Annotated in this window: 13 protein-coding genes; 7 read left to right on the top strand and 6 right to left on the bottom strand. The window is 66.1% G+C overall.

Annotated features, from left to right (window positions below):
• Positions 1 to 782: 782 nt before the first annotated feature.
• Genes D7X55_RS17805 through D7X55_RS17785 form a run of 5 tightly spaced genes read left to right on the top strand, consistent with a single transcriptional unit; the run spans position 783 to position 6,811 of the window.
• The gene (locus D7X55_RS17805; protein ID WP_121723693.1) at positions 783 to 1,607 is read left to right on the top strand and encodes an AfsA-related hotdog domain-containing protein; all 825 of its coding nucleotides are present in this window, start codon (positions 783 to 785) and stop codon (positions 1,605 to 1,607) included.
• Positions 1,604 to 2,251: an isoprenylcysteine carboxylmethyltransferase family protein gene (locus D7X55_RS17800; protein WP_121723692.1), complete on the top strand. Its 648-nt coding sequence runs from the start codon at positions 1,604 to 1,606 to the stop codon at positions 2,249 to 2,251. The genes D7X55_RS17805 and D7X55_RS17800 overlap by 4 nt, the downstream gene beginning before the upstream one ends.
• Positions 2,252 to 2,265: 14 nt before the next feature.
• A complete protein-coding gene (locus D7X55_RS17795) occupies positions 2,266 to 3,201 on the top strand; it encodes an NAD(P)-dependent oxidoreductase (protein ID WP_233609908.1) in 936 nt (311 codons plus the stop codon).
• 14 nt (positions 3,202 to 3,215) lie between these two features.
• A complete protein-coding gene (locus tag D7X55_RS17790) occupies positions 3,216 to 5,912 on the top strand; it encodes a PEP/pyruvate-binding domain-containing protein (RefSeq protein ID WP_121723690.1) in 2,697 nt (898 codons plus the stop codon).
• The gene (locus D7X55_RS17785; protein ID WP_233609907.1) at positions 5,909 to 6,811 is read left to right on the top strand and encodes a hypothetical protein; all 903 of its coding nucleotides are present in this window, start codon (positions 5,909 to 5,911) and stop codon (positions 6,809 to 6,811) included. The genes D7X55_RS17790 and D7X55_RS17785 overlap by 4 nt, the downstream gene beginning before the upstream one ends.
• A 169-nt stretch (positions 6,812 to 6,980) precedes the next feature.
• Here D7X55_RS17785 and D7X55_RS17780 read toward each other — a convergent pair whose 3' ends face one another.
• The 3 genes from D7X55_RS17780 to D7X55_RS17770 form a co-directional block, all read right to left on the bottom strand.
• Positions 6,981 to 7,967, bottom strand: a complete 987-nt coding sequence (locus D7X55_RS17780) for a restriction endonuclease subunit S (RefSeq protein ID WP_121723689.1) — start codon at positions 7,965 to 7,967, stop codon at positions 6,981 to 6,983.
• A gap of 2 nt (positions 7,968 to 7,969) precedes the next feature.
• Positions 7,970 to 9,850 (bottom strand): class I SAM-dependent DNA methyltransferase, encoded by a 1,881-nt coding sequence (locus tag D7X55_RS17775; RefSeq protein WP_121723688.1) that lies wholly within the window; start codon positions 9,848 to 9,850, stop codon positions 7,970 to 7,972.
• Between the two features lie 694 nt (positions 9,851 to 10,544).
• Complete coding sequence (locus tag D7X55_RS17770) at positions 10,545 to 11,924, bottom strand: glycosyltransferase family 39 protein (protein ID WP_233609906.1); 1,380 nt, start codon at positions 11,922 to 11,924, stop codon at positions 10,545 to 10,547.
• Between the two features lie 125 nt (positions 11,925 to 12,049).
• On the opposite strand from D7X55_RS17770, the gene D7X55_RS17765 reads away from it, so the two are divergent.
• Complete coding sequence (locus D7X55_RS17765; protein ID WP_121723686.1) at positions 12,050 to 14,140, top strand: thioredoxin domain-containing protein; 2,091 nt, start codon at positions 12,050 to 12,052, stop codon at positions 14,138 to 14,140.
• An 11-nt stretch (positions 14,141 to 14,151) separates the two neighbouring features.
• Here D7X55_RS17765 and D7X55_RS17760 read toward each other — a convergent pair whose 3' ends face one another.
• Genes D7X55_RS17760 through D7X55_RS17750 form a run of 3 tightly spaced genes read right to left on the bottom strand, consistent with a single transcriptional unit; the run spans position 14,152 to position 17,194 of the window.
• Positions 14,152 to 15,684 carry a transglutaminase family protein gene (locus D7X55_RS17760; protein ID WP_233609905.1) on the bottom strand — a complete coding sequence of 511 codons (1,533 nt, stop codon included), beginning with the start codon at positions 15,682 to 15,684 and terminating at the stop codon, positions 14,152 to 14,154.
• A gap of 42 nt (positions 15,685 to 15,726) precedes the next feature.
• Complete coding sequence (locus tag D7X55_RS17755) at positions 15,727 to 16,203, bottom strand: GNAT family N-acetyltransferase (RefSeq protein WP_120551823.1); 477 nt, start codon at positions 16,201 to 16,203, stop codon at positions 15,727 to 15,729.
• On the bottom strand, positions 16,094 to 17,194 hold the full coding sequence (locus D7X55_RS17750; protein WP_121723684.1) for an ATP-grasp domain-containing protein: 1,101 nt from the start codon (positions 17,192 to 17,194) through the stop codon (positions 16,094 to 16,096). Before D7X55_RS17750 ends, D7X55_RS17755 begins: the two co-directional genes overlap by 110 nt.
• Before the next feature lie 167 nt (positions 17,195 to 17,361).
• Between D7X55_RS17750 and D7X55_RS17745 the strand changes: the two genes are divergently transcribed.
• Positions 17,362 to 18,660 (top strand): HD domain-containing protein, encoded by a 1,299-nt coding sequence (locus D7X55_RS17745; protein ID WP_120551811.1) that lies wholly within the window; start codon positions 17,362 to 17,364, stop codon positions 18,658 to 18,660.
• Positions 18,661 to 18,710 lie beyond the last annotated feature (50 nt).

Below are 18,710 nucleotides of genomic sequence, written 5' to 3'. Positions count from 1 at the left end.
ACCCGTACCGGGGGCGCACCGTCATCACGCACCCGCCGGCCTACAACCCGCGTCCCGCCCGACTGTCCGGCAGGCTGCGTCCCGCCCGCGTCACGCGCGTTTCATGTGTTCACCACCGGCCGCCGCCATCGGGAACGCGTACGCCAGGGGCCCGCTCCTGTCGCACGCCTCCCGCCCTCCCCACAGTGCGACTGACTCGGGGCGTCGTTTGTCTTCGGCAACGAGACGAGGTCCACCATGAGACAGCTTCAGGTCCGAGGACTCTTCGACGGATACGCCATCCAGCCGGGCACCTGGGCTGAGCTGCTGGGCACGGGCGGCACGCCCCGGCCGTACGTGCTGTGGCTGTTGGAACGGGCAGGCGCTGGCGGAGCGGGCGCTGATGAACCAGGGCGTGACGTTCTCCGTCCATGCGGATCAGCGCGGCACGAAGCGCATCTTCCCCTTCTGCCTCATCCTACGGAGGTCGGCTGGAAGGGCTTCGACCCCACGAACGGCATCCTCACGCAGACCCACCACGTGCGGGTGGCGGTGGGGGAGAGCGGCTGGACGTGCTGGTGCGCTGCGAACCGGAGTCTCCCGAGGGGCAGTGAAACGCCAGCCGCACCATCTGTCTTGACCTGAGTCGCATTTCGCGACGTGTCATGGCGGTTCATGAAACAGGCCTGTGAATCCTCTCGGGTCTGATGTTCCTCTGGGAGGAAGCGGGCCTTCCCCGGTTCTCGTGTTGAGACATCGCGATTCCTAGACTGCCTTTCCCCCTCAGCTGGAGAAAGGCAGACATGGATTCCGATTCCAGCCATCCCGACAGGCGTGTGCGGGTGGCGTCGCCGGAGGCCGTTTCCTTCCTGCTCGTGCCGGAGCCGTTGTTGCCGGAGGTCGAGCACCCCTGTCGCATCCCGGTGAAGAACGTGGAGGAGGCGGAGTTCCTGGCCGCCGCGCTCCAGGAGCACTGCGGCCTCTACCTGGGCACGCGCGCCGCGGACTTCCCCGAGCTGGCGCAGTGGGGGGACGCGACGCCGGTGGGCGTGCGCGTGGGCGGCCCGTGGAAGAAGGATCCGCCGGAGAACGTCTCCGAGCTCCTGGCCCGCATCCCCGTGCGCAACGCCGTCTCCGAAGGCCGGCAGTCCTTCAGTGAAGCGGAGCAGGCCCGGCCGCTTGAGCGCATCGACCCGGTGCTCGTGCACAAGCGCGACCCGGCGAACGTGCTCCTGGCCAACGCGTGCCGGGTGGGCGCGCTCCACCAGTTCAACGCGTTCACCGAGTCCCCGGAGTTCGTCTTCGACCATCCCTCCGGCCACGTGCAGGGCATGTTGCTCACGGAGCTGGCGCGGCAGGCGGCCATCGCGGCCATCCATGGCGTGGGGCTGCCGCTGGACTGGACGCTCATCCTGACGCGCCTGACGTTGGAGTTCCGGCGCTTCGTGCGCAACGACGTGCCGGTGGTGATCCGCACCTTCACCAGCTTCCGGCTCCCGGAGTGGGCGGAGCCGGTGCGCAGCGACGGGCGCCGCAACCGCATGTGGATCGCCGTGCAGGGCTGGCAGGAGGACACCTGCTGCTATTCGGGGCTGATTGGCGCCGTGAGCGCGAAGGAGGCGTCATGAAGGGCCTGCACCGGTGGATGCCCACGCTGCTCCTGGTGACGGGCGTGGGCCTGTTGATTCCCCTGGGCATCCGGCAGGTCCTGCGCACGCCGGAGGACAGCCGGCCCATCGCGGCGCTGATGCTGGGGCTGTACGTGACGTGGATGCTGGTGGAGAGCCGGGTCACGCTGCGGGAGACGAGCAAGCCCACGGCGGAGCGGGACAGCGCCACGCTGGAGCTGTATGCGATTGCCCGCCTGACCACGATTCTCCTCGCGGTCGCGCTGCCCACGTTGGAACGTGGGCCCGTGCCGCGCGCGGTGGGGCTGGCCTGCTTCATCGCCGGGGTGTCGCTGCGGCTCACGGCCATCCGCACGTTGGGGAAGGCCTACTCGCACCGCGTGCGTCTGCCGGACGCGAGCCTGCTGGTGACGGAAGGTGTGTACCGGAGGCTGAGGCACCCGGCATACACCGGCATGTTGCTGGCGCACGTGGGCTACCTGCTGGTGTTCCCCGCGGTCGTGGGCATCGCCGTCTTCGCGCTGCTCTTCGTCCCGGCTGTCCTCCTGCGCATCCGGCACGAGGAGCGGCTGCTGTTGGGCTCCTTCCCGGGCTACGCCGAGTACGCGGCGAGCCGCAAGCGGCTGGTCCCATGGGTCTGGTAGGCGGATTCGGCGTCGTGCTCACGGGCGCGACCGGCATGGTGGGGCAAGCGTTCCTGCTCCAGCGCGGGGAGCATCCCGTGCATGCGCTGGTGCGCTCGCCCGACGGCCGCGACTGGGGAGACGGCGTGCACGTCGTGCGGGGAGACCTGCACGGCATCCCGGACGCGTTGTTCCCGCCGTACCCGTACGTCGTCCTGCACCTGGCCACGAAGCAGCGGGACACCGACGGCACGGGCTACGAACGGACCAACGTGGACGGGACGCGCCGTCTGCTGTCGCGGCTCACCGGTGACTGCCGGGGCGTCCTCTTCGGCAGCTCCATGTCCGTGTATGGCGCGGGCCCCCACCGGGGCGTGAAGGAGGACCATCCGCTCCGGCCCGTCACCGCCCTGGCCCGCTCGCGCGTGGCGGCCGAGGCGGTCATCACGGAGCACGCGGTGCGGACGGGCCTGCACGCGGCGCTGATTCGTACGCGGTTTCTATTGGGGCGCGGGGACCGGTTCGTCCTGCCCGCGATGGTGAAGCTCCTGAGGCGTGGAGTGCAGATGGGGAGCGACACCGTGGGGTGCTCGGTCATCGACGTGGATGACCTGGGCCGCATCCTGTGGAGGCTCGCGCGCCGGATGGTGGAGACGCCGAGGCCTGAGCAGCAGGCGTTCAACGCCGCGTACACACGCCCGCTGCTGCGCGGGGAGTTCCTGGGCACGGTGGCCCGGGGGCTGGGACTGCCTGATGCCACCGTGAAGGTCCGTGCCCCGGCCTGGGTGCCGAGGGCCTTGAGGGAAGTCCCCAGCCGGCGTGCCCGCGCGTTGTCGGAGCGTCTGGAGTTGCTGACCCAATCCCAGTGTCTGGATGTCTCGCGGCTCGCGGCGGTGCTCGGGCCGGAGGACCTGTTGGCGAGGTCTCCGGTGGATGCCCTGCGAAGCGCGCTCAATGACTTTCGTTCCTGAAGGAATCCCCTGACATGGCTTCCCCCCTTCCGCTCGTCTCCATGACCGAGGCCGGTGATCCGCGGTACGTCGGCCAGAAGTTCGCGCGCCAGCAGCACCTGGCGAGGCACGGCTTCCCGGTCCCCGAGTTCTTCTGCCTCACCATCACGATGTTCCAGGAGGTGGCGAGGCCCCTCCAGGCCGCCATCGACCGGCTCACCACGGCGGTGGACCGGACCTCGCATCAGGACATCCGCCGCGTGGCGGAGGAGATTGAACAGCTCTTCCTCCAGGTCCCCCTGGGCGCGGACCGCGAAGCCGCCATCCTGGCTGCCTTTGACCGGACCTTCGGAGAGGGAGGCCTGGTGGCCGTGCGCGCCTCCGTGGTGGGCCGCGCGCTGGAGGAGAGCGAGGACTCGGAGACGGATCCGTTCGCGGGAGTGAGCTCCACGTTCCTCTACGTGCGGAGGGACACGTTGCTCAATCGCATCCGCCGCTGCTGGGCCTCCGCCTACACGCCGGAAGGGCTCATCTACCGGCTGGCGCAGGGCCGCGACGTTCGGGGCCTCATGGTGGCGGTGGGAGTGCAGCGGATGATTCCGGGCCGCCGTTCCTTCGTGGCCTTCACGTGCGACCCGAAGACGACGGAGCGGCGCACGCTGGTGGTCGCGGGGCACGGCATCGGGGAGGGAGTAGTCCAGGAGAAGGTGGGAGTGGACCACTACTTCATCCACCCGGAGACGGGCCACATCGACCGGCAGCTGGGCCACAAGGCGGACATGCTCTGCGAGAACCCGGAGCCCGGAGGCGAGCTGGTCCGCCGACCCGTGCCGGAGTCGCTGCGGGACGCGCCATGCCTCACGGATGAAGAGCTGAAGCGCCTGGCCACGCTGGCGAAGGAAATCGAGCGCAGCTTCGGCATGCCCCAGGACATCGAGGGCACCTTCACGGAGGACGGCACGCTGCACGTGTTGCAGGCGAGGCCCATCGCCTTCGACTTCCGGAAGATCCGCGTCTGGGGTTGCGGCAACGTGTCGGAGAGCTTCCCGGGCGTCACGACGCCGCTGACGTACTCGCTGGCCAGCTACTTCTACGAGGTCATCTTCTACGACCTGCTGCGCCGCATGAAGGGCGCGGACGCGAGGGCCCTGCACGACCAGACGCCCGCGTTCCAGAACATGCTGGGGTTCATCGACGGGCGCGTCTACCACTCGCTGTCGAACCTGATGCACGTCAATGGCATCAACCCGTTCATCGCGGCCACGTCCATGCGGGACCTGGAGGACGTGCTCCAGCGTGACGCGTCATTGGTCATCCGGCTGCCGGGGCACCGCGAGAGTTTCCCCAGCACCGCGAGCTATGCGTACGCGCTGGGCCGTTCAGCGCTGGGAGCGTTGAGCGTCACCGCGACGTTCCAGCGGGACTTCGAAGCGTTCGAGACGTGGTGGAAGCAGACGCTGGCGGGGCTGAGGGCCCTGCCGGTGGAGAAGGAGGACCCGCTGGTCCTCATCCATCACTTCCGGCGCGTCTGGACGGAGGTGGGGAACTGGTGGGGGCTGACGCTGATCAACCACTGGTACATCAACTCGTGCTTCGGGTTGGCGCGCAGGCTGTTGCTCAAGTGGACGGGTGAGGACCCGAGCGCGCTGCTGGTGGGCCTGATGTGCGGAGGAAAGCCGGACGCGGGCACCCACGCACTGCTCTCCGCGGTGGCGCTCGCGGAGATGGTGCGCGCGGATCCGGCGCTGGCGAAGCGCTTCGACGAAGGGGAGGCGGAAGCCCTTTGGAAGAGCATCGACGCAGGGGACGTGCCGCCTGGAGTGGCCCGGGCCTTCCGGGAGCACCTGAGCGAGTTCGGAGACCGGGGCGTGCAGGAGCTGAACGTGGAGCGCCCGAACCTGCGTGACACGCCGTGGGAGCTGGTGCGGGTGGTCCAGTCCTACTCGAGGACGTCGGTTACGCGTGAGGAGCTGAGGGCTTCCGACAGGGCGAGGCGCACGGAAGCAGAGGCGCAGCTGGCCACGCTCCTCCAGGGGCATCCGCTGCGGAAGCTGGCCATCGAGCAGTTGCTGGAGAAGCTGAGGACGGTGATTGGCCTGCGCGAGACCAGCCGGTTCTGGCGAGGCCAGCTCTTTGGCTTCAGCAAGAAGGTGTTCGCGGCGCTGGGGCAGCGAATGACGGAGCGGGGCGTGCTGGCTGCGCCGCTGGACGTGCATTACCTCACGATGCGCGAGGTGCTGGACCACTTCGAAGGCCGAAGCGTCACGAGGAACCTGGGAGCGCTCGCGAAGCTGCGGCGCAGGGAGCAGCAGGACAACCAGGACCGTCAGCCGCCACGGGACTTCACCACGGTGGGCAGCGTGGCGGACGGAATCCCCAGGGCAGTGGAGGCGGCCGGCGAAGACACCGCGCTGTTCAAGGGAATCGGTTCAAGCGCGGGCATCGTGGAGGGCACCGCGCGCATCGTGCTGGACCCTGGAGCGGTGGGCACGCTGGGCAAGGATGACATCCTCATCGCGAAGGAGACGGATCCGGGCTGGCTGTTCCTGATGCTGGCGTCTGGGGGAATCGTAGTGGAGCGAGGCAGCATGCTGTCGCACACGGCCATCGCGGGCCGGAAGTTCGGAATCCCCACGGTGGTGGGCGTGGCGAACGCGACCACGCGAATCCCTGACGGAGCAAGGGTTCGGGTGGACGGTTCCACGGGAACGGTCACGCTGGTGGCGGCATGAGCAGGACCGTCATGGAGCGGGCCAGGGCAACGCTGCGCTTCTCCGTGCAGCGTTACCCGCCACTGTTCTACCTGTTGGTGATCACACTGTGGTGCGTGAGCCTGGACGGGATGTTCGGAGTGCTCGATGGGGGCAGGGGACTGGCGTTCTCCCCGGACCTGCTGCACGTCGCGCTGAGCATCTTCGGCGTGGGCTACTTCATGCGCATCGTGGATGAGTTGCGCGACTACGAATACGACCTGGTCTACAACCCGGACCGGGGCCTGGCGAAAGGGGACGTCAGCTTCGGGGACCTGTATGTGGCGCTCGGGCTCAACGCGGCCGTGTTGCTCGGAACGAACCTGGCGGTGTCGTGGATAAGGGCCGCCATCCTGTTGGGCATCATGGTGCACGCCCTGGTGCTCTGGTGGCTGGAGAAGAATTGGGCGCCGTACCAGCGCAGCATGTTCCTGATGATTGGAATCGCCATCCAACTGCACGTGGGCCACGGCCTCTACGTCTGGGTGGCGCACGCGGAGTGCACAGGGACGCCACTGAATCCCCAGGGCCCGCTGGCCATCCTGGCCATGGTCTTCCTGTATCTGCACTGGGAGGTCATGCGGAAGACCGCGTGGCCTGGGACGACCAAGCCAGGGGAGAAGCTGTACAGCGATGAAGTGGGCTCCACGGCCAGCGCGGTGATTGCCTTCACGGTGATGGCCGGAGCGGTGGGACTCTATCTATGGCTGACCAAAAGCTGGCTCTTCCTGCTGCCCCTGGGAATGGCGGTCATCAACCTGACGCTGTTCTTCAAGAACCGCAGGCCCCGAGCACTCTCGGGACGTCTGGCAGCACGGAGTTACTTCGCGTTCCTCTTCGTCATGCTGCTGTGTTCATCCTGCGAGTGCCGGCAGATATAGCTGAGATAGGTCGGGTTGTATCATGGAGAGCCAGTGGCGGCGCATAACTGTTTTGCCATTCGGGCCAGAACTTTACCCCTACATCTGTAGCTCGGAAGGCTCCGCGATCCTCCTCCTGATGAGGGAGCATGAGGAGGGTTGCGGTGTCTTCCGAAATACGACTGTAGGATTAGGAGCTAGATGCAGATAAGTCGGACTCAATCTGAGTCGTATATGGCAAGCTCCGAACAAACGACTCGATCCAGGTCCAGTCGGGCTCACCTCGCTTGGTTGCAGGCAGCTTGATTTTCGACTGCCGCATCCTGTCGAGATGCCATTTGCGGCCATAGTTAAATCGGTAGGCCTCCTTTCTGATCACCGTCGTAAGAAAGAGGGCTCGGAAAGGATTGAGCTCAAATTTGGGATAGAGGACGTTGACGTCATCCGAACACCAATACGGCACTGGCTGATAGAACGCCTCTGCGACGGACCCATTGTAGTTGACGGTGATCGTGTTTGCCTCATGGATTGGTGGTTGACTGACGGTCGCTGACACACCATTGTTCTTGTCAATTGCGCCCACAAATGGAGTAGTTCCTGGCGTCATATTGAGCTTCGTCAGGCGCTTCCCCTTTTTGATCTCGAACAGGTCCTGCAGCTGGAACCAAGCCCACCCGGCAGGCGTGAGGGGGCGGTGCAAAGGCTTTCCAGCCGGCCTTCGTAGCTCGGACATGTCACCAATGGGCGCGTCGAAAACCCAGGTAGGAACGGCATTCCGAGCAGGAACCTCCAGCGTCTTGAGCGTTCGATTGGCCTCGCGCCCAAAAGCACTGTAGCGGAACCTGTTGTGCCGGATGCAAACGCAGTAATATACCGCTTCTGCAAATGTCATCGCTTTCTTGGGCCTGAGAACTGCCACGTTTTGGGCAGTGTAAAAGGGACGCTCCTGGACGAACGACGAAAGTAGCTTCGTGCCTCCCAGGGCAACGGTGATCAATCCCGCGTCAAATGGGGCTATGTCCGGAATCATCTCAACATGAGCGCTAATTCCGTGATTTCGGCTTGAGCGCGACACGAAATTCACGGCGCGTGGATTGCCAGCGCGTACGGTAGACATCTTGTTGAGATCCAGCTTGCTTCCATAGGAGACATCAAAGAGTTCGTTGAGCCTGGGCATCTTTACTCCTGCTCCTCATCCCCATTCGCGTCTGTCCCATTTGCATCGTGCTCATTTAGGAGCCGGAAGACGACATACTTCTTGATTTCCCGCTCAAAGTCTTCCTGCGAGATTGTTGAGTAGTCCGTTTCCATGTACGCCTCAGCACACCACTCATCTTCAGGCGTCACCTGCTGCTTCACGCTGAGCCCAGCGATTTCATCGCGGTTCTTGAAGGCCTTCACCCACCTGTCTCGGATACTAGGCCACTTGCCATCCAGATCGACGCGCCCTCGGTGCTTCGTCTTCACGAAACCGTCATTACGCCAATAGCCAAACCAAGTTGATCTGTCAGACTCGGCATGCGGTACGTGCGCCGTAAACACCATGATGCAGGTCACAGTGCCTACAGGGTAAAAGAGCTCGCCAGGCATCGACATGACTGCTTCGAGGGTGTGGTGCGCAAGCACCTCCTCTCGGACAGGGTGGGGGGCCGTGGCGCAGGTGATTGGAACGATGGCGATGCCCGTCCCGCCCTTCTTGAGGCAATTAAGCATGTCGCGCACAAAGACAAGCTCGTGTAGATCCTCGTCCGACTGAGAATAGGGCGGATTGATCATTCCGACATCGCAACCATGGCCCTTGATAGCCTTGACGATTGCGGGATCGAAGCAACTTCCTTGGTACAGGTTGGCTTTGCCGTCACCACGCAGAATCATGTTGGAGGCAGCTAAGGCGTACATGTTTGGCTGTTGTTCTACTCCGATTAGGCACTCCTCCTTGATCCGCTTCCGCTGTGCGTCGGTGACGGCCTGCCGCATCATTGCGTTCATGGAGGAAACGAGGAACCCACCGGTTCCACAGCAAAAATCCAGGACCTTGCTCTTTGGTGTGACATTCGCAATTAGCGTGAAGAGTTCGGCGATATGGCGAGGAGTGAGTACAATGCCAAGAGCCTTTTTGTCTCCACCTGTGTACTTAAGGAATTCACCGTAGAATCGACCCACAATGTCGAAGTCGTTGTACGCGCTGATAAAGGGCCAAACCTTCTCGTTGAGCATCCGAATCAACTCGTTCAAGACGCCGCGAGGATATGCCTTGGTCGCCTTTCCCAATTCAGGGTGGACGGCGATTGAAGAGTATGGCTGCGTCATGTTGTTCTTTTTCGAGTTCGGGAGATCGGCCTTATTGATCTCTTCCTTGATAACCCGCAGCCACTGACGCTGAAGTTCCTCCGGCGTGTAGTCGGAGAAGCTCTTGGCGAACGGCACATTGCGCAACGCAATCAGAGTCCCGCTCACTAAAAGCGGTTTCTCGCTCTCCGTAAGTTTGGCATGGTCACGCATGAACTCATGGAGTTCGCGTGAGAATGCCATCAGGTCATCGAGACGCCGTTGCGTTACCTCCGGATCGAAGGTCCCGTACTCGATGTAGTCTGGCCATGAAAGCAGTTGGTGAATTTCTTTCCCCGATTTCGTCGTGAGCGGCTTGAAGGTCTTGGCTCCCTTTGCTTGGATATACGTTGAAACCTTAAGGCTCGACTTGGACTGTCCACTAACGGCAACCGCGATTACGTTGAAATCGCGAGCAAGTTTCCCGGCGTAGTGCAGCACCCCGTCGACGGCGAAGTGGACTGGGTCATTTCGCTTGGGACTTTCGTGGTGCTTGGTATCTGCCTTGCATTCAATGATTAGCAGAAAGTCTGGAGTTCCTGCGGAACTAATGATGAATTCAGGCGCACCACGACCACCACCACCACTCTTGCTGCCATCTTTCAAGAGCCACTTGACTGCTTCAATCTGACTCTTCTGCTCCTCCACGACGATGTCGTTCTCATTCTTGTAGTAGTCAAGGTCGCGAAGCGCATCGCGCACTAAGTTCTCGGTCACTCTTTCGTTGGGCACGGAGCAATCATCGAGCAGAGGGGAAGCGAGGTCAACGGTCCAATGTTGGCGCTCCAGCGCTGGTGCGGGTGCCTAAGTTGCAGCAGGAGCTTGGCAGTTGCCTGCGGCATTGGTCGCTGACGAATTGGGGGGGGATGAGCGCAGCGTCAGAGTCCGGAGCCGGTAAGGGCATCGAACGAAAGCTTCCGCTTGTGTGTGTCGCATTGGATATACCTGCGCTCAGGAATAAAGTGTCTGCGAAAGTCCCGGCACTTCTTGGCTCCACGAATTGCAGCACCTAACGAAAGTCAGGGCTGGCTGGCCGGGGGCAAAGGGTGTTCTCAGATTGAGCAGCATAGTCCGCGAACTCGTTCCCAACGCATTCTGGTAGCGCGTGGCGCCACCGTTGCCTCCTCCTCGGGCCAAGAAAAGGCTGGGCTGCCCTTGTGCGAGCGAAAGGGCGGAGCTTGAAGCCATCGCCTTCATGCTTCGAAGCGGCATCCCGTGAGAGGTGCTGCCTCGCAAGCAGTTCGGCCTGTCGGGCATGACGGCTTGATTTCGACTGATGGAATGGACCCGCACAGAGGCGTGTGGGAAAACTCCTGAAGAGGCTCGACGATGCTTACTTCGGCTTCCTCGTCCTTGGCTGCTGCGTAATGCTTCTCCGCCGCCTCTGTCTTGGCATTCGTTGGGAGCTGCTTGGATCGTTACGCGACTATCGATTTCTTTGCTGTAACCAATTCCGGTTAGCCAGCCGCCACACCGTGAACGTGTGCAGCCTTCGCCCTCGGAAGACCCCCGTGAGCTTCACGGGGCCTTCCACGGAACCAAAGCGTTGCACCAGCTCCGCCGGGGGCGCCGTGCCGTTGTCCGAGCACCACAGCACGTCCTGCCCAGGCTTCAACTCCAGCTCGGGCCACAGGTCGTACTGGCTCTTGCGCCGGGACGGGCCCACCGTGTCCGTCTCCGCGCCCGTCGCGTACGCCAGCTGTGACGCCAGCTGGTACGTGGGTGCGTAGATGGGCGTAGGACCCGGCGCCATGCCCGGGAACAGCTGCTCCGGCGTCCTCAGCCGCTCCAGCAAGCCCCAGCCGTGCGTCCTCGCCAGCACCACGTCGCGCTCGAACGTCAGCACCGGGAACAGCAGGTGCGACGTCACCGCCAGCACCACCGCCATCCCGCTCCATGCCGCCGCGCGCTGCCACACCGGCCGCATCCCCGCCACGCCGATGCACGCTGCCACGTACGCCGCCGCCGGCCAGTTCGCCTCACCCCGCGTCCTCGCCGCCGCGTAGCCGAAGAACAGCAGCGGAATCACCGCCGCCACGCGCAAGAGGAACTGCTCCTTCGGCCCTCGCACCGCGTACACCAGCGCCAGCGGGAACAGCACCGGCCCGCCCATGGCGAACTGACCCGCCACGTACTCGCCGAATGTCGCCCAGCCACCGCTTCCGCCCAGGCCGTGGTTCAGCTGGAACTTGAACCCCACCCAGTCATGGCTCGCGTTCCACAACACCACCGGCAGGAAGCACAGCAACCCCAGCCCCGCCGTCACCCACGCACCGGCCGGCAGACGCCTTGCCCTGAGCGCCGCGACCATGAACGCCAGTCCCAGCAGCACGGACGGATACTTCGACAGCAGCGCCAGGCCACACGTCAGCCCCGCCAGCACCCACTTCTCCCGGTACAGCGCCCACAACCCCAACGCCCAGAACAACAGCATGGGCGAGTCCGGCGTCGCCCAGACGCCGGAGAGGATGCCCACCGGCACCGCGCTCCACAGCGCCACCGCCCGCCAGGCCGCTTCGCGGGAGCGGTACACGTCCAGGGCCAGCCCCCACACCGCCACGCCCGTCCCCAGCCCGCACAGGAGCGCCGTCCCCCGGATGCCCAGCGCGGCGATGAGCCACGCCACCATCGGCGGATGGTCGAAATATCCCCATGCGAGATGCCGGGCCCATTGCCAGTAATAGGCTTCGTCGAAGTAGACGTCCGTTCCCAGCGCCAGCGCGAGCCGCACCACCACCCCCAGTCCCACCAGGAGCAGGCACGCCTTCATTCCCGGGCCGGGGCTGGAGTGGGCGGACGCACGCACGCCCCTGGACAAAGCGCACCGGAGGGCCGTTGGCCAGCAGGGAGTGAGGCCATTTCAGCTTGCCCCCGCGAACCCAGGCTCACAATGTGAAGGGCCTCGAAGCCGTGGCACACCGGGAGCACCCCATGGACGACCATCCCCCCTCTGCCCATACCAACCGTCTGGCCCGGGAGCCGTCGCCGTACCTGCGCCAGCACGCCACGAATCCCGTGGACTGGTACCCCTGGGGGGAAGAGGCCCTGGCCCGCGCCCGCGCGGAGAACAAGCCCATCCTGCTCTCCGTGGGCTACTCCGCGTGTCACTGGTGCCACGTCATGGCCCACGAGTCCTTCGAGGACCCCGACATCGCGCGCCTGATGAACGATGGCTTCATCAACATCAAGGTCGACCGCGAGGAGCGCCCCGACCTGGACCAGATCTACCAGGGCGTCGTGCAGCTCATGGGGCAGGGCGGGGGCTGGCCCCTCACCGTGTTCCTCACCCCGGACCTGCGCCCCTTCTATGGCGGCACCTACTTCCCACCGTCCGACCGCTACGGCCGCCCCGGCTTCCCGCGCCTGCTCTCCGCGCTGCGCGACGCGTGGGTGAACAAGGCCGCGGATATCGAAGAGCAGGCCCAGCGCTTCCAGGAGGGCCTGGGAGAGCTGTCCGTCCACGGCCTGGATGCCGACCCCGCGCACCTGTCCGCGGAGGACATCGTCGCCATGGGCCAGTCCATGCTCAAGCGCATGGACCCGGTGAACGGCGGCTTCGGCGGCGCCCCCAAGTTCCCCAACCCCATGAACGTGGCGCTGCTCCTGCGCGCATGGCGGCGCGGCGGCGGCGAGCCCCTGAAGGCCGCGGTGTTCCGCACGCTGGAGCGCATGGCGCTGGGCGGCATCTACGACCAGCTGGGCGGCGGCTTCCACCGCTACTCCGTGGACGAGCGCTGGCTGGTGCCCCACTTCGAGAAGATGCTCTACGACAACGCCCAGCTGCTGCACCTGTACTCGGAAGCCGAGCAGGTGGAGTCCCGGCCGCTCTGGCGCAAGGTCGTGGAGGAGACCGTCGAGTACGTCCGCCGCGAGATGACCGACCCGGCCGGCGGCTTCTACGCCACGCAGGACGCGGACAGCGAAGGCGAGGAGGGGAAGTTCTTCGTCTGGCGCCCCGAGGAGGTCCGCGCCGCGTTGGCAGTGGGACAGCAGGCGGACACCGTGCTGCGCCACTTCGGCATCAAGCCCGGCGGCAACTTCGAGCACGGCGCCACGGTGCTGGAGGTCGTCGTCCCCGTGGAGCAGCTCGCGAAGGAGCAGGGCCGCTCCGTGGAGGCCGTGGAGAAGGAGCTGGCCGAAGCGCGCCGCGTCCTCTTCCTCCTGCGCGAGCAGCGCGTGAAGCCGGGCCGCGACGACAAGATTCTCGCGGGCTGGAACGGGCTGATGATCCGCGGGCTCGCGCTGGCCTCGCGCGTGTTCAACCGTCCGGACTGGGCGAAGCTCGCTTCGGACGCGGCGGACTTCGTGCTCGCGAAGATGTGGGACGGCAAGCGGCTGTTGCGCTCGTACCAGGACGGCCAGGGCCGCATCGACGGCTTCATGGAGGACTACGGCGACTTCGCCGCCGGGCTCACCGCGCTCTACCAGGCCACGTTCGACGCGAAGTACCTGGACGCGGCGGATGCGCTCGCGCACCGCGCGGTGGAGCTGTTCTGGGACGAGGAGAAGCAGGCGTACCTCGCCGCGCCCCGGGGACAGAAGGACCTGGTGGTGGCGACCTACTGCCTCTTCGACAACGCGTTCCCCTCCGGCGCGTCCACGCTGACGGAGGCGCAGGTGACGCTCTCCGCGCTCACCGGCGACGTGTGCCACCTGGAGCACCCGGAACACTACGTCGCCAAGCTGCACGACCAACTGGTGCGAAACCCCATGGGCTACGGCCACCTGGGGCTCGCGGCGGACGCGCTGGTGGACGGCGCGTCCGGCGTCACCTTCGCGGGCACGCGCGAGGCCGTGGCCCCGCTGCTGGCCGCCGCGAACCGCACGTACGCGCCCGTGTTCTCCTTCGGCTGGAACGACACGGGCTCGGCTCCGCCCGCGCGCCTCCAGGAACTCTTCGAGGGCCGCGACCCCGTGGAAGGGAAGGGCGCGGCGTACCTCTGCCGCGGCTTCGTCTGCGAGCGGCCCATCACCGAAGCGGGCCTGCTCTCGGAGCGTCTGGTGGCCGCGCCGGGCCACTGACGCTCAGGGGACTACTTCACGTCCGTGACCTGGAGCGAACCGATGAGGGGCGTGATCTCCGCGTTCCCCTCGTAGCCCACGTAGAAGTGCGTGGCGTCCGCGACGGGCTGGTTGAAGGTGGGATCCAACTGGGTCCACTCGCCCACGTAGGCCTCCACCCACTCGTGCCAGTACAGCGCGGGCACGCCGTCGGAGTTCACCATGTAGATGACGCCGTCCACGCGGCGCGCGGGGATGCCGGACGCGCGCAGCATGGCCACCGTGAGCAGCGAGTGCTCCGTGCAGTCGCCCTTCTTCTGGCGCAGCACGTCCGTGGCCCGGTCCGCGCTGGCGCCGTAGTCCTTCTGCAGATTGCTGTACACCCACGCGGACAGCATCCGCGCCGCCGTGTACGCGTCCTTCTCCTCGCGGATGATGCTCTTCGCCTGCGCCTTGATGGCCGCCGCGTCCGCCTCCACCGCGAGCGTGGACTTGAGGTTCTCCCCACCGTCGGGGTCCGCCACCGGCCGCGCCACGCGCCCCTTGGGCGAAGGCGGCGCCGCAATCAGCGTCACCTCCACGCGGCCGTCCGGCAGCCGCTGGTACTTCTGCCGGTAGGTGTCCTGCTGGAACTTCTCCGGCAGGTTCTTCATCACCAGCTTCACCTGGCCGGGAACTTCACGTGCCTTCGCCGGCAGGGGCTTGGGCAGCACCACGCGCGTGAGGCCGAAGACCTCCACCAGGTCCATCCGCTTGGCCACGGACTCGGACTCGGCACGCGCCTGCATCGTCTGGCCGAAGTCCACCCGCACCATCTTGCCGTCCGTCGTCAGGAAGGCCGCCACCGGCACCTTCTCCTTGTCCGACAGCGTGCTCACGCGCGACAGCTTCACCTTCACGCCGCCCAGCACCTGCTCCTCGGGGGCCTCCACCGTGGTGACGGTGCGGTAGCCCTCCAGGTCCGTGCCGTCCAGCGCCACGCCCTCCACCTTCTGGCCGCGCAGCAGGGCCACGCGCGCCTGATCCGCGTCCTCCACCGTCTCCTTGGGCAGGGGCATGGGCTTGAGCATTTCATCCGGCTGGCCCGGGCGCTTGCGCACCACGCGCAACGAATCGCCCGTCACCGTGCCCACCAATTCATTGTCCCCGCCGTCGCCCCTCTGCGTGACGGTGAAGGACAACAGCTTGCCGCCCGGCTTCGCTTCGTAGACGCGCACCTCGCGGTGCACGCGCTCCGACACGCGCGTGCCCACCTGCGCCTTGAAGATGAGCTCGTTGATGCTCTGGGCCTTGTTGCCCGGCAGCACCGTCAGGTCGGTGAAGAACCAGCCCACCTTCTTGTCCATCAGGTACAGGCCGAAGTACTCGCCGCCCTTGGGGCGCGGGGCCTTCAGCGCGTCGGAGAGCTCCTGCGTTTGAGGCGTTTGGGCCGTCTTCGCCTGGGCCTTGGCCGCCGCGGCCTTCGCCTGGTTCTTCAGCGCGGCGGGGGCCTGGGCCCAGGTGGGGGACGGCGCCCCTGTCAGCAGGGCGAGCAGGCTCAACAATCCCAGACGGGTGCGTCGCATCGGTCGGTTCATGGAAGGCATCTGCCCGCTCCTGGCGGGGAATTACAGGCGCTTGGTCAGGATGATGAGGTCGTCGCCCTGCTTGTAGAAGTCCTTGATGCGGGCTTCCTCGCCGTACTTCATGGACGCGTAGAAGCCGCGCGTGGGGCCGTAGGCCTCCGTGGCGCTCGTCTCCACGCGGATGATGCGCGCCTTGCGGCGGCGCAGGTCGGCCTCCATGGCGGAGATGAGTCCCGCGCCAATGCCCTGGCCCCGGACTTCCTGCGCGGAGGCGATCCAGTACAGGTCGAAGGTGTTCTCCGTCATCGGCGTGGGGCCGTAGCAGCAGTAGCCCACCAGCCCGCCTCCGTCCTGCCCGCGGTCCGCCACCAGGATGGTGTAGTCGCGGTTGCCCGCGGTGAGCGCGGTGTCAACCAGCTCGATGGCGCAGTCCTGCTCCTCCTGCGAGAAGGTTTCGATTCGCCGGATCAGCGCGGCGAGCGGTTCCCGGTCCTTTCTTTCGAGCGTGCGGATTTCCATGGGTCCTTTCGAGGGCGACCTCCACGAGACGGGAGGCCAGGGCCGCGTAGTCCATGCCGGCGGCCTGCGCCGCCTTCGCGAACCCCGCGCCCGGGTGCAGGTCGCAGTTGGGGTTGATGTCGATGACGTACGGCACACCCTCGGGCGACAGCCGAAGGTCCACGCGTCCATAGTCCTGGCAATCCAGCGCTGCAAATGCTTCCAGCGCCGTCTGGATGCAACGCGCTTCCTGCACTGCGTCGAGCCGGCAGGGCCCCGTGGGCGAGTCCCGGTACTCCGGTGACTCCTCCTCCCACTTGGCCCGGTACGACACGATGTTCGGCCGGTTTTCGAACGCGCGGCCGAAGTGGATCTCCGTGAGCGGCAGCGCCTGCCGCGGGTTGTTGCCCAACAGCGGGACGTAGACCTCGCGTCCCGGGATGAACTGCTCCACCAGCGCGGGCTGGTGGAAGGTGCGCAGCACGGACTCGCACGCCCGCACGAGCGCCGAGCGCTCCGTCACCACGGAGTCGAAGTCCATGCCCACGCTGGCGTCCTCGCGCGCGGGCTTCACGATGAGGGGCCACGGCAGGTCCACCGCCAGTGCGTCCTCGCGCTTCTTCACCAGGAAGGAGGCGGGGGTGGAGACGCCGTGGGCGCGCAGCACGTCCTTGGCCTTGGGCTTGTGCAGCGCCAGGCCCAGCGAGAGGGCGGACGAGCCGGTGTACGGCAGGCCCAGCGCGTCCAGCAGGCACGGGACGGCCATCTCTCCGCGGCTGTCGGCGGCCAGCGACTCGCAGAGGTTCACCACGAGGTCCGGCTGGAGGAAGCGCAGGGCCTCCATGAAGTCCAGCTTGTCCCCTTCGATGGCGAGCGGCTCGGCGTTCACGCCGTCACGGCTGAGCGCGTGGGCCAGGCTCTCGGCCACCCGGACCACGTCCTCGCGGGCTTCGCGCCCGGGGTCGTCCTCGAGGAGGTCGTGGTCACGATTGTGCAGCAGGATGATGTGCATTCGGAGTGCCCTGAGGGTTAGCACGTCCCCAGGGACCTTCCCAGCCTGTGGGATGGTGATCGGTCGGTCCCTCACGGGGCTACCGCCTGACGGGGTATGCGCTACGGTGCGCGACCCGTTGGGAGGGCAACCGGCCACCCCTGGCCTGACGGCCCGGCAAGAACGACATGCGGATTCGCGACCCCATCCACGGCGTCATCCCGGTGAGCGACCCGGAGAAGGCCGTCATCGACAGCCGCTTCTACCAGCGCCTGCGCTACGTGCGGCAGCTGGGCTTCGGGGACATGGCCTTCCCCGGCGCCACCCACACCCGCCATGCCCACTGCCTGGGCGCCATGTACGTCGCCTCGCGCGTCTTCAACGCCGTGGCCAGCCGCTCCGAGCTGCCGGACGATGTGCGTGAACATTTCTGCACCGCCGTGCGCCTGGCGGTGCTCTGCCACGACCTGGGGCACATGCCCCTGTCGCACGCCTCCGAGCGCATCGCCCCCCGGCGGTCGCTGCTGCGGCTGCCCGGCTGGCTGGACGCCGTGGCGGAAGGGGAGCAGGCGACCCACGAGGACTACACGGCGAAGCTGCTGCTGGACAGCTCGCTGACGGAAGTCCTCCAGAAGGAGTTCGGCCCGCGCGGCATCACCCCCATGGCGGTGGTGGCGTTGATCACCGGCGCGAAGCCGCCCAAGGACCCGGGCTTCACGCACAAGGGCGTGGACTGGATGCCGCTCCTGCGCGCCATCGTCTCCGGGGAGCTGGACGCGGACCGGATGGACTACCTGCTGCGCGACTCGTTCTACACGGGCGTGAACTACGGCCGGTACGACATGGAGTGGATCGTCTCCAACCTGAACCCGGCGGTGAAGGACGGGCGCGCGGTGCTGGCGCTGTCTCGCGCGGCGGCGTTCGCGTTCGAGGACTTCCTGCTCAGCCGCTACCACATGTTCGTGTCGGTGTACCTGCACCACACGTCGGTGAACTTCGACCACATGCTGCGCAGGTACTACGAGGAGACGCCCGGCGAGTTCGAGATTCCGCACGACCCGGAGTCCTTCCTCCTCTGCGACGACGCGGCGCTCTGGTACACGCTGCGCCGCTCGAAGAACCGGTGGGCGGAGCGCATCAGCCGGCGGCAGGGCTTCAAGCTGCTGGCGCAGTTCACGGAGCGCGACACGGGCTACGACCTGGAGGTGCTGAGCAGCGCGCTCACCAGCGGCGGCTTCGAGCACTACACCGTGCAGTCCAAGGGGGCGCTCAGCAAGTACGTGGGGTCCTCCGCGACCGGGGGCAGCCCGGGGTTGTTCATCCTGGACGTGTCCACGGGGAGGCTGACGGAGGTGGCGCGCTACACGCCGCTCTACCAGCGCTACAGTGGCGCGGTGCGACTGACGCGGCTCTACGTCCGGCCGGACCAGGCGGAGCGGGCGCGCGAGATGATGGGCCGGCTGCTCGGCCAGACGACACAATCCTGAAGGACGACGGTGCAACCATGAGCGAGCCCCTTCCCGGCATGGGCCTCTTC

It is taken from the genome of Corallococcus sp. AB049A, from assembly GCF_003668885.1.
GTDB lineage: Bacteria > Myxococcota > Myxococcia > Myxococcales > Myxococcaceae > Corallococcus > Corallococcus interemptor.
Note: the sequence above shows the minus strand (reverse complement) of the source record. Positions and strands in the feature narration are given on the sequence as shown.

Bases quoted from the DNA above. Each gene is read 5' to 3' on its own strand.
- D7X55_RS17760 (WP_233609905.1), bottom strand. From the start codon at position 15,684: ATGCGACGCACCCGTCTGGGATTGTTGAGCCTGCTCGCCCTGCTGACA.
- D7X55_RS17745 (WP_120551811.1), top strand. From the start codon at position 17,362: ATGCGGATTCGCGACCCCATCCACGGCGTCATCCCGGTGAGCGACCCG.
- D7X55_RS17805 (WP_121723693.1), top strand. From the start codon at position 783: ATGGATTCCGATTCCAGCCATCCCGACAGGCGTGTGCGGGTGGCGTCG.
- D7X55_RS17790 (WP_121723690.1), top strand. From the start codon at position 3,216: ATGGCTTCCCCCCTTCCGCTCGTCTCCATGACCGAGGCCGGTGATCCG.
- D7X55_RS17750 (WP_121723684.1), bottom strand. From the start codon at position 17,194: ATGCACATCATCCTGCTGCACAATCGTGACCACGACCTCCTCGAGGAC.
- D7X55_RS17755 (WP_120551823.1), bottom strand. From the start codon at position 16,203: ATGGAAATCCGCACGCTCGAAAGAAAGGACCGGGAACCGCTCGCCGCG.
- D7X55_RS17785 (WP_233609907.1), top strand. From the start codon at position 5,909: ATGAGCAGGACCGTCATGGAGCGGGCCAGGGCAACGCTGCGCTTCTCC.
- D7X55_RS17765 (WP_121723686.1), top strand. From the start codon at position 12,050: ATGGACGACCATCCCCCCTCTGCCCATACCAACCGTCTGGCCCGGGAG.
- D7X55_RS17800 (WP_121723692.1), top strand. From the start codon at position 1,604: ATGAAGGGCCTGCACCGGTGGATGCCCACGCTGCTCCTGGTGACGGGC.
- D7X55_RS17780 (WP_121723689.1), bottom strand. From the start codon at position 7,967: ATGCCCAGGCTCAACGAACTCTTTGATGTCTCCTATGGAAGCAAGCTG.